The following is a 12,567-nucleotide window of genomic DNA, read 5'->3' on the forward strand; positions in this document are numbered from 1 at the left end:
TTTTACAACCCGCCGGTAATCCCGGCCATCGGGCGTTCAGCCTGCGGGGTGCGTCGGCGGATGGGCGAGATCGCGCTGCAACGTCTGCAGGAATTTATCGAGCAGCGCAATATCGAACGGCTTCGACAGCACGCGCACTTCCACATGACGTGCGCGCTCCAGTTCTTCCGCATAACCCGTGACGAGAATCACAGGCAGCTTCGTTTCGAACCCCCGCACGCGTTCCGCGAGGTCGATGCCGTTCAGTGTGCCAGGCATGTGGATATCGGAGATCACGAGATCGAACGGCAGTGGCTCGCCCGCCTGCTTTTGCCGCGTACGCGCTGCCTCGAGCAACTCCATCGCCGCGTCGGCGTTGAATGCGCATGTGACCTCGTGACCCATCATCTGCAGTAGCGCCTCGGTGCCGGCCGCGACTTCATCGTTGTCTTCGACGAGCAGAATGCGCAAGCCGTGCGGCGTGCCCGTTTCTTCGGCGACGGGTTCGGCGGGGCGCGCGACTCGCGGCGCGTCGGTCGCGCGCGGCAGATAGAGCCGCACCGACGTGCCGGCGCCGATCGCGCTATCGATGGCCGCCAACCCGCCGGAGCGCTCGCAGAACGCGAACACTTGCGGCAGGCCCAGACCCGTACCCATGCCTTTGGGCTTCGTCGTGAACAGCGGTTCGAACGCGCGCGAAAGCACGTCGGGCGGCATGCCGACGCCCGTGTCCTCCAGCGATAGCTGCACGAAATCGCCCGTGATCGGAAAGCCGTCTTCGTGGCGGAAACTTACATTGCCCGCGCGGACCGTGTAGCGGCCGCCGTTCGGCATCGCATCGCGGGCATTGACGGCGACGTTGATGAGCGCGAGTTCGAGTTCGGCGACATCGACCTGCATCGGCCACACGCCGGCGCCGATATCCATCACCAGCGAGACCTTGGCACCGAGCGACGCCCGCAGCAGATCGCGGCAGCCCGGCAGCCAGCGCTCGACGTCGAGCGTCTCGTTGCTCAGCGGCTGCTTGCGCGCCACGCCGAGCAGTTGCCGCGTGAGCGACTGGCCGCTCTTCAACGCGCGCTCGACGGCGGAAAGCTCGCGGTCGAACGCGGCCGCGCCGCGCCGCCGCACGATCTGCACATTGGCCGAGACGATCATCAGCAGGTTGTTGAAGTCGTGCGCGACGCTGCCGACGAGGTTGCCGAGCGCTTCCATCTTGCGCGACTGCCGGTACGCGGATTCGATCGAGCGCCGCATCGACGCTTCAGCCTGCCAGCGCTCCCACGCTTCCTCTTCCGCGCCGAGGCGTTTGAGCGACAGCCAGATCACGCACCACAGCACGATCGACGGCACGAATGTCGACAGAATCAGCACGCTCAGATGGCGATACCACGCGGCCCAGATCGCCGACGAGCGATAGCCGCATGCGACATACACGGGGTACGAGCCGACGCGGCGAAACGCGACGATCAGATGCTCGCCGTCGATGTTCGAACGCACCCGCACGACGCCCGCGCGCCGGCCTTCGGCGAGCGCATCGGTATAGGCGTTGCGGCGCACCGGGTTGCCCGCCTTCGCGGCCGGGCTCGCGGGGTAACGCGCGAGCAGCGACGCATCGGAGCGTGTCAGGGACATCGTCATCGTCGCGTCGGTGCCGCCCAGCACCTCGCGATAGAACGCGTTGAAATAGCTGGGCCGCAGCGCCACCGACACGATGCCGGCGAACGAGCCATCCTCGCCACGCCGCGCGACGCCCGTGTTGAACACGATTTCTCCCGCGACGTGCCCGACCATCACCTTCGATATGTGCTCTAGCACCTGCCCGTCGCGAATGCCGATGAAATCTTCGCGCGCGTTGATCGACACGGGCGGAACCGGATAGGTGCGGCTGCTCGCGAGCAAGGTGCCGTCGTGTCCAAAAATCGCGACGGCCGCGACCTGCGGATAGCCGCCCCCCATCGTCTGAAGCTTTTCGTGGATCGCGGCTTCGCGCTGACGGATTCCGTCGTCGTCGAGGCCTTGCACGAGATCGACGACGCGCGCATTGAGTGCCTCGTTCATGTCGAACACCTTCAGCGCGTGCTCTTCGGCGACACGCACCGTGCGCAGCGTCGCCTCCGTCGCGTCTGCTTCGCGCGCGCGCAGGTCGCTGAACGCCATCGCCGCGACGAACACGCATGGCAGCACGATGGCCGCGGCCAGCAGCGCGATCAACGTGATGCGGCGCACGGCGAAGTTGTGCTCGGGCACGGCGGGGAAGAGCGCTTCGTCTGGCCGAGCGTCGACCAGGCGGCTGCCCGGGGCGGAGTCGGCGGAATCAGGCCGGTCAGGACTCATGGCGCGAGCCGCGCGGGCGGCCAGTGAAGGGCAGGGAAGCTTTCATCATAGGTTCAGTGCGGGATTTGATCGCGCGCAATGCAACAACATGTATAGGCCAGCCCGAACCCGGCGGGCACGAGGCGTTTAGTCTGACAAGTGAGCTATTCAGCGACGAATTCAGAAGCGCAAACGTACACAAAAGTATAAAGACAATCATTTTTTTCAAGCGGCCTTGGTATTTGCACTCGTTTGTGACGTATATGAGTTAATTTCGTTCGTCTAAAGCATTCTGACGAGTTGCCTTTTCGCGGATTTGCTTCGAAAATTGCGCCACATAAATAAACAGCCCGTCATGATCGGGCGAAATCCGCGCGAGGAGCCGGGCATTGCACGCCATGCAAGCCAGGCCAGACCCTCGGGCAGACCAGCGGAGCACCACGGAGCCATGAACGCCGTCTTGCTGCCGCAGCATTATCTACGGGGTAGGCTTCGAAAATGCCGGTCATTGACGTCGTCCATTGCGCGCTCACAGCAGCGGCCTCGCGCCGCGCATGCAGCACACGCCGTCCGGCGCGCCCGCCGCGGCGCTACACGCCGGCAGCATCGCTCATGCCGAGCGCTTCCCGCTTTCCCATCGACCGCGAGCACGCGTTGCGCGGCCACGCGAGCGGGCTCTAAAGATCGGTCGCGCGCCGCCGTAAACACGTAAGAGCCCACTCCGTTTCCAGTCCGCCGCCATGTCTTTGCCCATTGTGATCGCCGATGATTCGCTGCTTGCCCGCAAGGTGCTCACCAAGGCATTGCCGCAGGACTGGGACGTCGACATCACCTACGCGTCCAACGGGCGCGAAGCGCTCGACCATTATCGCAACGGCCGCGCATCGGTGATGTTTCTCGACCTGACGATGCCCGACATGACGGGTTATCAGGTTCTGGAGGCCCTGCAGCACGAGGACCTGAACACATTCGTGATCGTCGTGTCCGCCGATGTCCAGCCGATGGCGAGGGAACGCGTGCGCACGCTTGGCGCCATTGCGTTCATCGCCAAGCCCGTGACAACGGAGGCGGTGCTTCCCATCCTCAAGGAGTACGGGTTGTATGTCTGAGCCAGTCCTCAACGAAGACCAGCGCGACGCGCTGCAGGAGGTCGCCAATCTGGCGATGGGCCAGGCCGCGACGCGACTTGCCGTCCTGCTGGATGCGTTCATCGAACTGTCGGTGCCGCGCGTGCGCGTGGTGGCCGTGTGCGAGGCCGCGCAGGCGCTGCGCGACATGACGGGTATCAGCGAGGCGGTGAGCGCCGTGCGGCAGGGATTTCGCTCCGACATCAAGGGCGAGGCGCTCGTGATCTGCCGCAGCGGCAGCATCGAGCAGTTGTGCGCGCTCGTGAGCGATCCGTACGCGAAGTCCGCATACGAGGCGACCACGCAGGAAGAAGTCGTATTCGACGTCGCGAACATCCTGACGGGCGCGTGCGTGTCGTGCATTCTCGAGCAACTCGGCCGCACGCCGGTGTTTTCGCAGCCGGGCCTGCTCGGCTCTGCGATGTCGCTCGACGACGTGTTCCAGCCGAACCTGCTCGCCTGGGAGATCGCGCTGCTCGTCGAAGTGAATTTCGCGTTAGAGGATCAGAGCTTCCGCGCCCATCTCGTGATGCTGATGGCGGAAGACTCGATCCGTCATTTGAGCACGGCGCTGGACGCGCTGCTTTCCAGCATATGAACGCGCCGCTTCCCACCTTGAGCGACCTGGTCGTCGAACGGGTCGGCTTCGGCATTTTCGTGCTCGACCGTCAGATGAACGTGCTGATGTGGAACCGCTTTATGCAGGACCACAGCGGCCACTCGGCGCAGCAGGTGGTCGGCAAGTCGATCTTCGCGAGCTTTCCTGAGTTGCCGCGCGTGTGGCTCACTCGCAAGCTCGAAAGCGTGTTTCAACTCGGCAGCTTCGCGTTCAGTTCGTGGGAGCAGCGGCCGTATCTGTTCAGGTTCGATCACGATCGGCCGATCACGGGCGGCGTCGATTACATGCAGCAGGACTGCACGTTCATGCCGCTCATGCGCGAGCGCGAGGTGGAAGCCGTCTGCGTGACGATCTCAGACGTGACGCACGTGAGCATCATGCAGCGCGAGCGCGAAGAGGCCGTCGCGAAGCTACAGGAGTACGCGGACCGCGACGGTCTGACGGGCATCGCGAACCGGCGCTTCTTCGAAGCGCGGCTGCGCGACGAGTACACACGCTGGCAGCGATACGGCGGCGAGCTGTCGGTCCTGCTGTTCGATCTCGACCACTTCAAGAAGATCAATGACCAGTTCGGCCACGTCGTCGGCGATACCGTGCTGCGCGAGATGGCGCAGCGCGTGTCGCATGTCGTGCGCGGGCAGGATACGTTTGGGCGTTTCGGCGGCGAGGAATTCGCGCTGCTGCTGCCTTGCACGCCGCTTGAAGACGCGATGCTGGTCGCCGAGAAGATCCGTAACACGATCGGTGATACGCCCGTCGATGTACAGGGCGTGGACGTGCCCGTGACGGCGAGCGTCGGTGGGGCGGCCGCGCGGGCGGGGGTGCCCGCGTACGAGGCGCTCATCAACGAGGCTGACGCGGCGTTGTATTCCGCGAAGCGCCAGGGACGCAACCGGTCGGTTGCGTTTATCTGAAGGGAACGTGTCGACGGGCGGGCGCTGGCCCGCCTGGACGGGCTGATTTACTTGCGGCTCATCCACGAGCCGACGACGCGCCATTGGCCGTCATGGCGTGCGAAGTCGTCCTTGAATGCGAAAATAGCTTGCTGACCGTTCGGCGCCATGAAGTGATTCTCGCCGACCGCGACGGCCCGGTCGCCGTCGACATGCACTTGCACATTCTGCAGCGTCTGCATCGAGCCAGCGGGCGCCGGCGGTGCGCTCAACACATCGCTCTTCGAACGCGCGGTGCCCGACGGCGTGATTTCGCGGTACGAGTCGTCGAGCAGCAATTGCAGCGTATCGCGGTCGTGATGCATGCTCGCCTGAAGCCACGTTTCCTCCATCTGGCGGATCACGGATTCGTCGTTCTGCGACGCATAAGTCGGCGTCGAGAGCGCAAAAGCAGACAGAAGGGGAGCGGCAACGAGCATATACAGTTTCATCATGTTTCCTTAAAACGAATTGAATTGACAATCGTATTCATCGATTATTAAGGACGCTGAATTTTAAATAAATCCGCGGCTGAAAATAATCGAATAAAAAGCGGGCGTTCATCTTGCGCGATTTACGCGAATTCGCCGGAAAACCGCTGCAAACGCCGTTCTGGGCGGTCCTGCATCGCGCTGAGCTTGATTGGGGGATTAAATGTAATCCTAATGTGTGTCGACGTATCTCAGAGAATTCTTAATTTGAGATAACGCCGTAGATTTCTTGTGAAAGATCAACCGGCTAATTTATGATTTTTGTTTGTCGCCGGATCGAATGCGGCCAGCGCGTTCCCCGATCGCGGGACCGTCTGGTTTTTGGCCGGCCGAATTGCCGCTGCGCGCGGCGTGAGGCCTCGCGTCGTTTCTGCGTCGCCTGTGAAACGTTGGTATACTTTTGCCCGTTTTCCGGTCTTCGGGCCGGTGTTTCGCGCGTGTCCGCGCGCGCGGGCGGCTTGCCCTGCGGGTAGGCATGACTTCTTGATCGCCCCGTCGTGGGTGTCTCAGCGGAGATCGTCTTGGCCGTTTCCAATCTCGTCGTGGACGACACACAAACCGACGCAGCCGCCGCAAGTTCGGGCAGCTCGTTTTACCTCGCGATGCGCATTCTGCCGCCTGCGCAGCGCGACGCGATGTACCAGGTCTACGCTTTCTGCCGCGCCGTCGACGACATCGCCGACAGCGACCTGCCGCGCGCCGAACGCGCCGCCGGTCTCGAGCGCTGGCGAGCGGACATCGACGCGTGCTATGCAGGCACGCCGCGTGCGTCGCTGCTCGAACTGACCCGGCACATCCACACGTTTCACCTGCAGCGCGAGGACTTCCACGCGATGATCGACGGCATGGCGATGGACGCCGCCGCGGACATCTGCGCGCCCGACGAGGCCACGCTCGATCTCTATTGCGACCGCGTCGCCAGCGCAGCGGGCCGGCTATCGGTGAGAATTTTCGGGATGCAGGAACAGCCCGGCATCGACCTGTCGCACCATCTCGGCCGCGCGCTGCAGTTGACGAACATCTTGCGTGACATCGACGAAGACGCCCAGATCAACCGCTGCTATCTGCCGCACGAGCTGTTGGCGCGTGAAGGCATTGCGACGTCGAATCCGCACGTGATCGCCGACGATCCTTCACTGCCGCGTGTATGCGCGACGCTCGCCGAGCGGGCAAAGCACCATTTCGCCGCCGCCGACGCGATCATGGATGCGCAGCCGCGCGCGCAGGTCCGGGCGCCGCGCATCATGTCGGGCGTCTACCGCATCCTGCTCGAACGCACGCTGGACCGCGGCTTCGACATTCCGCGCACGAAGATCAGCAAGCCGAAACTGCGCATGCTGGCGATCGTCGCGCGGTACGCATTCTTTTGATGCGAAAGCTGGTCCACGTGATCGGCGCGGGGCTGGCCGGTCTGGCCGCCTCCGTGCAGTTGCAGCGGCGCGGCGCGCAGGTCGTGTTGTACGAGGCGGGCGAACAGGCGGGCGGCCGTTGCCGCTCGTATTACGACCGCACGCTCGCGGCGACGGTCGACAACGGCAATCATTTGATGCTGTCGGGGCAGCAGGCGACGCTGAATTACGTGCGCGCAATCGGTTCCGTCGATGAACTCGTTGGGCCGACGCGGCCGGAATACCCGTTCATCGATCTTGCGGTGAACCGGCGCTGGGACGTCCGGATGTCGAGGGGACGTTTTCCGGCATGGATTTTCGAGTCCGGCGCGCGGGTCCCGGACACGCAATGGTCGGACTACCTGTCCGTCGTCCCGCTGCTGTTCGCGAAGCCCGGCCGCACGGTCGCGCAGACGATGCGCAGCGACGGCGTGCTGTGGGAACGCATGCTGCGCCCGCTGCTGCTGGCGATGACGAATACCGAGCCGCGTCGCGCGACGGCGGAGCTTGCGGGCGCGGCGCTGCGCGATACGCTCGCCGCGGGCGGCCCGGCCAGCCGGCCACTGACGGCGCGCAACGGGCTGGGATCGGCGTTTGTCGAACCGGCGCTGCGCCTGCTGCAGCACGGCGGCGCGTCGATCCGGCTGGGCGCGCGGCTCGATGCGATCGAGTTCGCGCAAGCGTCCGAAGCTCGCGCAAGCGCGCTGCAGGTGAACGGCGAGCGCATCGCGATCGGCGCGGGCGAAGCCTTGGTGCTGGCCGTGACGCCGGAAGTTGCGCTGTCGCTCGTGCCCGGCTTGCCGGCGCCGCGCCGCTTTTCGGCCATCGCGACCGCGCACTTCGCCGTCGAGCCGCCTCTCGGCCATCCGCCGCTGATGGGCCTCGTCAACGCGACGGCGAGCTGGCTGTTCGCCGCCGACGGCCGGCTGTCGGCGACAGCCTACGACGCCGGCAGCGTGGCCGATGTGCCGCGCGACGAACTGGCGCGCAAACTGTGGGCTGACGTCGCGAGGGCGACGGGTTTGTCGACGGATCTGCCGCTCAGATGGCAGCTGACGGTAGAGCCGAACGCGACCTTTGCCGCGCAGCCCGAGGACGAGATGCGCCGCCCGGCCACGCGCACTCGCTGGAACAACCTGATGCTCGCGGGCGACTGGACGGCAACCGGTCTGCCGCCGGGCATCGAAGGCGCGATCCGCTCCGGCCAGAAGGCCGCGGACACGCTATTGAACGAACCGATGGAACGCCGATGAACGATTTATCCATGACCCATAGGCTGGGCGAAGCACTGACTCAAACGCTGATCGACGATCACGCCCCCGTTGCCGCCGCCCTCGCCGCGGGCGCCGCGCCCGTCGATGCGCTCGACGCCGCCGTCACCCGCGCCACGGACGCGATCCTCGCCGCCCAGAAAGACGACGGTCACTGGGTCTACGAACTCGAAGCCGACGCGACGATCCCCGCCGAATACGTGCTGCTCGTTCATTACCTCGGCGAAACGCCGAATGTCGAACTCGAGCAGAAGATCGCACGCTACCTGCGCCGCATCCAGCTGCCAGGCGGCGGCTGGCCGCTCTTCACGGATGGCGCGCTCGACATCAGCGCGAGCGTGAAGGCCTACTTCGCGCTGAAGATGATCGGCGATCCCGAAGACGCCGAGCACATGGTCCGCGCACGCGACGCGATTCTCGCGAACGGCGGCGCGGAAGCGTCGAACGTGTTCACGCGCATTCTGCTCGCGCTGTTCGGCGTCGTGACGTGGTACGCAGTGCCGATGATGCCCGTCGAGATCATGCTGCTGCCCAAGTGGTTCCCGTTCCATCTGTCGAAGGTGTCGTACTGGGCGCGCACCGTGATCGTGCCGCTGCTCGTGCTGAACGCGAAGCGGCCTGTCGCGCGCAATCCGCGTGGCGTGCGCATCGACGAACTGTTCCGCGGCGCGCCCGTTACGACGGGCCTGCTGCCGCGCTCGGGGCATCAGAGCAAGGGCTGGTTCGGCTTCTTTCGCGCCGTCGACGGCGTGCTGCGCATGACGGACGGCGTGTTCCCGAAGGCGTCGCGCGAGCGCGCGATCAAGGCAGCCGTCGCCTTCGTCGATGAGCGTCTGAATGGCGAGGACGGCCTCGGCGCGATTTTCCCGGCGATGGCGAACTCCGTGATGATGTACGACGTGCTCGGCTATCCCGCCGATCACCCGAGTCGCGCGATCGCCCGCAAGTCGATCGAAAAGCTGCTCGTCATCCACGACGACGAAGCGTATTGCCAGCCATGCCTGTCGCCCGTGTGGGACACGTCGCTTGCGTCGCATGCGCTGCTCGAAACGGGCGACAGGCGCGCCGAGGAAGCCGTGCTGCGCGGCCTGGAATGGCTGCGTCCGCTGCAGATCCTCGACGTGCGCGGCGACTGGATTTCGCGCCGTCCCGATACGCGTCCCGGCGGCTGGGCGTTCCAGTACAACAACGCGCACTACCCCGACGTCGACGATACCGCCGTGGTCGTGATGGCGATGCAGCGCGCCGCGGCGCTGACGAAGTCGGATGTCGACAGCAACGCGATCGCCCGCGCCCGCGAATGGGTGGTCGGCATGCAGAGCAGCGACGGCGGCTGGGGCGCGTTCGAGCCGGAAAACACGCAGTACTACTTGAACAACATCCCGTTCTCCGATCACGGCGCGCTGCTCGATCCGCCCACGGCCGATGTCTCCGGCCGCTGCCTGTCGATGCTCGCGCAACTCGGCGAAATGCCCGCGACCAGCGAGCCGGCGCGCCGCGCGTACGACTACCTGCTGAAAGAGCAGGAAGACGACGGCAGCTGGTACGGCCGTTGGGGCATGAACTACATCTACGGCACGTGGACGGCGCTGTGTGCGCTCAACGCGGCGGGCATGTCGCACGAAGACTCCCGCATCAAGCGCGCCGTGCAGTGGCTCGTGTCGATCCAGAACGCGGACGGCGGCTGGGGCGAAGACGGCGCCAGCTACAAGCTCGATTACGACGGCTACGAAAAGGCGCCGAGCATTCCGTCGCAGACGGCCTGGGCGTTGCTCGGGCTGATGGCGGCGGGTTGCGTCGATCATCCCGCCGTCGCGCGCGGCGTCGGCTACCTGCAACGGGAGCAGCGCGATCACGGCTTGTGGGACGAAGAGCGCTTCTCGGCGACGGGCTTCCCGCGCGTGTTCTATTTGCGCTACCACGGTTATCGCAAGTTCTTCCCGCTGTGGGCGCTCGCGCGCTACCGCAACATGACGCGCGCGGGCGAAAAGCGCGTCACCGTCGGCATGTGATGGCCCGGCCGGATCTCATGAACGCAAACCTGCCGGTTATCGCTGTGACCGGCATGGCGTTCGAGGCGCGCATCGCGCGCGGCAAGGGCGTCGAAGCCGTGTTCGCGGCGCGCGCCGATCTGCTCGAACGGACGTTGAACGAGGCCATCGCGCGCGGCTGCGCGGGCATCGTCAGCTTCGGTACGGCGGGCGGACTGGCGCCGGATCTGGCTCCGGGCGCACTAGTCGTCGCGAGCAGCGTGTGCAGCCCGCTTGGCCACGTGCCAACCGATCCGCACTGGTCGGGCCGGATCGCGACGGCGCTCGCCGCGACGCCGCTCGCGCCGAAGCTCCGGCGAGGGACGATTGCAGGCGTGCTCGCGCCGCTCGTCGGCGCCGCGGACAAGGCGGCGCTGCATGCATCGACGGGTGCGCTCGCCGTCGATATGGAATCCCACCTCGCAGGCGCGATCGCCGAAGCGAACCGCTTGCCGTTTGCCGTGTGCAGAGCCATCGTCGATCCGGCGTGGCGCACGTTGCCGTCCGCCGCGACGGCCGGCCTGCGCGACGACGGCACCACGGCCGTCGGCCCGATCCTGCGTGAGCTGGCGCGCCAGCCTTGGCAGCTGGGCGGATTGCTGCAGGTCGCCGCCGATGCCCGCGCCGCCCGAAGCTCCCTCGTTGCCGCGCGCGAGGCGCTGGAGCACTCGGGCGCGCTTCGGCCGGTTTGAGGCCGCGCGCCATTTGCCCGAAAAACGAAATAGTGTGTTGGTCTTGGTGACACCTAGGGAAAACCCTTATTTTTGATATAGTGCTAGGTGTTAACCCTAGGTCGTGCCTATGCCGCGTGACCGCGCTATTTCCGAAGAGGGACGCAATGAATTTCCACACACGCAAATGGGTCAAGCCCGAAGATCTGAACCCCAACGGCACGCTATTCGGCGGCAGCCTGCTGCGCTGGATCGATGAAGAAGCGGCCATTTACGCGATCTGCCAACTCGACAACCAGCGAGTCGTTACGAAGTTCATATCCGAGATCAACTTCGTCAGTTCCGCGCGCCAGGGCGACATCATCGAACTCGGCATGACGGCCACTCATTTTGGAACGACGTCGATCACGTTGCGCTGTGAAGTGCGCAACAAGATCACCCGCAAGAGCATTCTGACGATCGAAAAAATGGTGTTCGTGAATCTCGGCGCAAACGGCGAACCGGCGCCGCACGGCCGCACGAAGATCCGTTACGCAGACGAAGCGTTCGAGCGCTACAGCGAGAAACTGCGCGCGATGCAGCAGCAACCGGCGATGGCGGTTGCCGACGCGGATCAGGAAACGGACGCAGCGCACTGACACGCGCCGCGCGTCGGGTGCGGTGAGCGCGAACGCCGTTGGCGGGGCGCACCCCGAACGTCACGACAAAAAACCCGGCTGATCCAGATGATCAGCCGGGTTTTTCGTTATACGCCGGTGAACCCGCTTATTGCGAAGCCGGCTTATCCGGCGACGGAGCGGGCGTCGCGCCCGGGGATGGCGCAGCGCCTTCGCCCGGGTCCTCGTAATGGGGCACATCGCTGTCGTTGGCGGGCGGGCGCTTGGCGCCGCCTGCGCCCGACGCGCCTTGCGGCGGCGCGGCTTTGTCCGGCTCCGAGTAGTTCGGCAAGCCGAGCGGCGCGGCGCCAGGCACCGTCGACGGCGCCGTGCCCGATGCGCCCGAAGGCGCTTGCGCACCCGAATCCTCATCGGGTTCGCCGTAGTCCGGCAAGCTCGAAGGCGGCGCGTTGACGCCCCGCAGCAGGGATTTGCGCTGCTGCGTATAGGCGTCGCGCACGAACGAGTACTTGTCGAGCGCGGCCTGCTCCAGCAGCGTCGTCGCGCCGAGCAGGTCCGAGCGCACGCTGACGAACTGCAGGAAGTACAGCGGATACTTGTATTCGGCGTCCAGATACGTGATCGGACTCGCGCGGAAATCCACGAGGTAACCAAGACCGTCGCGGAACGAACTCGGGCCGAACAGCGGCAGCACCAGATAGGGTCCCGACGGCACGCCCCAGCGGCCGAGCGTCAGGCCGAAGTCCTGCTTATGCTTCGGCAGTCCGGCGGGCGTGGCGAAGTCGATCAGACCGCCGATACCGAATGTCGAGTTCATCGCGAAACGCATCAGGCTTTCCGTTGCGTCCTTGATATGCAACTGGAGCAGGCTGTTCGCGAAGTTGTCGAGATCCCCGAGGTTCGAAAAGAAGTTGCTGATCGCCTGGCGCAGCGGCTGCGGCGTGACCTTTTGATAACCCTTCGCAATCGGCACCGCGACCGTCCGGTCGAGTGCGTCGTTGAAACTGAAAATTGCGCGGTTCATCGGCTCGAGCGGGTCCCCGGGCTTGCGGTCCGGTCCCGTTGCACACCCCGTCGCAAGACTCGCGGCGGCCAATGCCAGCGCGGCTGTTCGCATCTTCATGCG

Annotated in this window: 11 protein-coding genes; 8 read left to right on the plus strand and 3 right to left on the minus strand. The window is 65.2% G+C overall.

Annotation, left to right across the window (positions count from 1 at the left end; translation table 11 throughout):
• Positions 1-36 precede the first annotated feature (36 nt).
• Positions 37-2,316 carry a hybrid sensor histidine kinase/response regulator gene (locus tag J8I87_RS21970; RefSeq protein WP_209933987.1) on the minus strand — a complete coding sequence of 760 codons (2,280 nt, stop codon included), beginning with the start codon at positions 2,314-2,316 and terminating at the stop codon, positions 37-39.
• Positions 2,317-3,035: 719 nt separating this feature from the next.
• Between J8I87_RS21970 and J8I87_RS21975 the strand changes: the two genes are divergently transcribed.
• Genes J8I87_RS21975 through J8I87_RS21985 form a run of 3 tightly spaced genes read left to right on the plus strand, consistent with a single transcriptional unit; the run spans position 3,036 to position 4,955 of the window.
• Positions 3,036-3,404, plus strand: coding sequence for a response regulator (locus J8I87_RS21975; protein WP_209933988.1), 369 nt, complete (start codon positions 3,036-3,038; stop codon positions 3,402-3,404).
• Positions 3,397-4,020: a chemotaxis protein CheC gene (locus tag J8I87_RS21980; RefSeq protein ID WP_209933989.1), complete on the plus strand. Its 624-nt coding sequence runs from the start codon at positions 3,397-3,399 to the stop codon at positions 4,018-4,020. Before J8I87_RS21975 ends, J8I87_RS21980 begins: the two co-directional genes overlap by 8 nt.
• Entirely contained in the window at positions 4,017-4,955 is a 939-nt protein-coding gene (locus J8I87_RS21985) for a diguanylate cyclase (protein WP_209933991.1), read from the plus strand. Before J8I87_RS21980 ends, J8I87_RS21985 begins: the two co-directional genes overlap by 4 nt.
• Positions 4,956-5,002: 47 nt before the next feature.
• Here the strand turns inward: J8I87_RS21985 and J8I87_RS21990 are convergent, their stop codons facing one another.
• Entirely contained in the window at positions 5,003-5,428 is a 426-nt protein-coding gene (locus J8I87_RS21990; protein ID WP_245254069.1) for a nuclear transport factor 2 family protein, read from the minus strand.
• Positions 5,429-5,985: 557 nt separating this feature from the next.
• On the opposite strand from J8I87_RS21990, the gene hpnD reads away from it, so the two are divergent.
• From hpnD to J8I87_RS22015, 5 genes are all read left to right on the plus strand, one after another.
• Positions 5,986-6,834: a presqualene diphosphate synthase HpnD gene (gene hpnD, locus J8I87_RS21995; protein ID WP_209933992.1), complete on the plus strand. Its 849-nt coding sequence runs from the start codon at positions 5,986-5,988 to the stop codon at positions 6,832-6,834.
• Positions 6,834-8,105 (plus strand): hydroxysqualene dehydroxylase HpnE, encoded by a 1,272-nt coding sequence (hpnE, locus tag J8I87_RS22000; RefSeq protein WP_209933993.1) that lies wholly within the window; start codon positions 6,834-6,836, stop codon positions 8,103-8,105. Before hpnD ends, hpnE begins: the two co-directional genes overlap by 1 nt.
• The gene (shc, locus tag J8I87_RS22005; protein ID WP_209933994.1) at positions 8,102-10,135 is read left to right on the plus strand and encodes a squalene--hopene cyclase; all 2,034 of its coding nucleotides are present in this window, start codon (positions 8,102-8,104) and stop codon (positions 10,133-10,135) included. The genes hpnE and shc overlap by 4 nt, the downstream gene beginning before the upstream one ends.
• Before the next feature lie 17 nt (positions 10,136-10,152).
• Positions 10,153-10,845, plus strand: a complete 693-nt coding sequence (locus tag J8I87_RS22010; protein ID WP_245254070.1) for a phosphorylase — start codon at positions 10,153-10,155, stop codon at positions 10,843-10,845.
• A gap of 146 nt (positions 10,846-10,991) precedes the next feature.
• Positions 10,992-11,462 carry an acyl-CoA thioesterase gene (locus J8I87_RS22015; protein WP_209933997.1) on the plus strand — a complete coding sequence of 157 codons (471 nt, stop codon included), beginning with the start codon at positions 10,992-10,994 and terminating at the stop codon, positions 11,460-11,462.
• 127 nt (positions 11,463-11,589) lie between these two features.
• Here the strand turns inward: J8I87_RS22015 and J8I87_RS22020 are convergent, their stop codons facing one another.
• Entirely contained in the window at positions 11,590-12,564 is a 975-nt protein-coding gene (locus J8I87_RS22020; protein WP_209933998.1) for a VacJ family lipoprotein, read from the minus strand.
• Positions 12,565-12,567: the final 3 nt, after the last annotated feature.

Origin of the sequence: Paraburkholderia sp. LEh10, from assembly GCF_017814945.1 — a bacterium.
Taxonomy (GTDB): domain Bacteria; phylum Pseudomonadota; class Gammaproteobacteria; order Burkholderiales; family Burkholderiaceae; genus Paraburkholderia.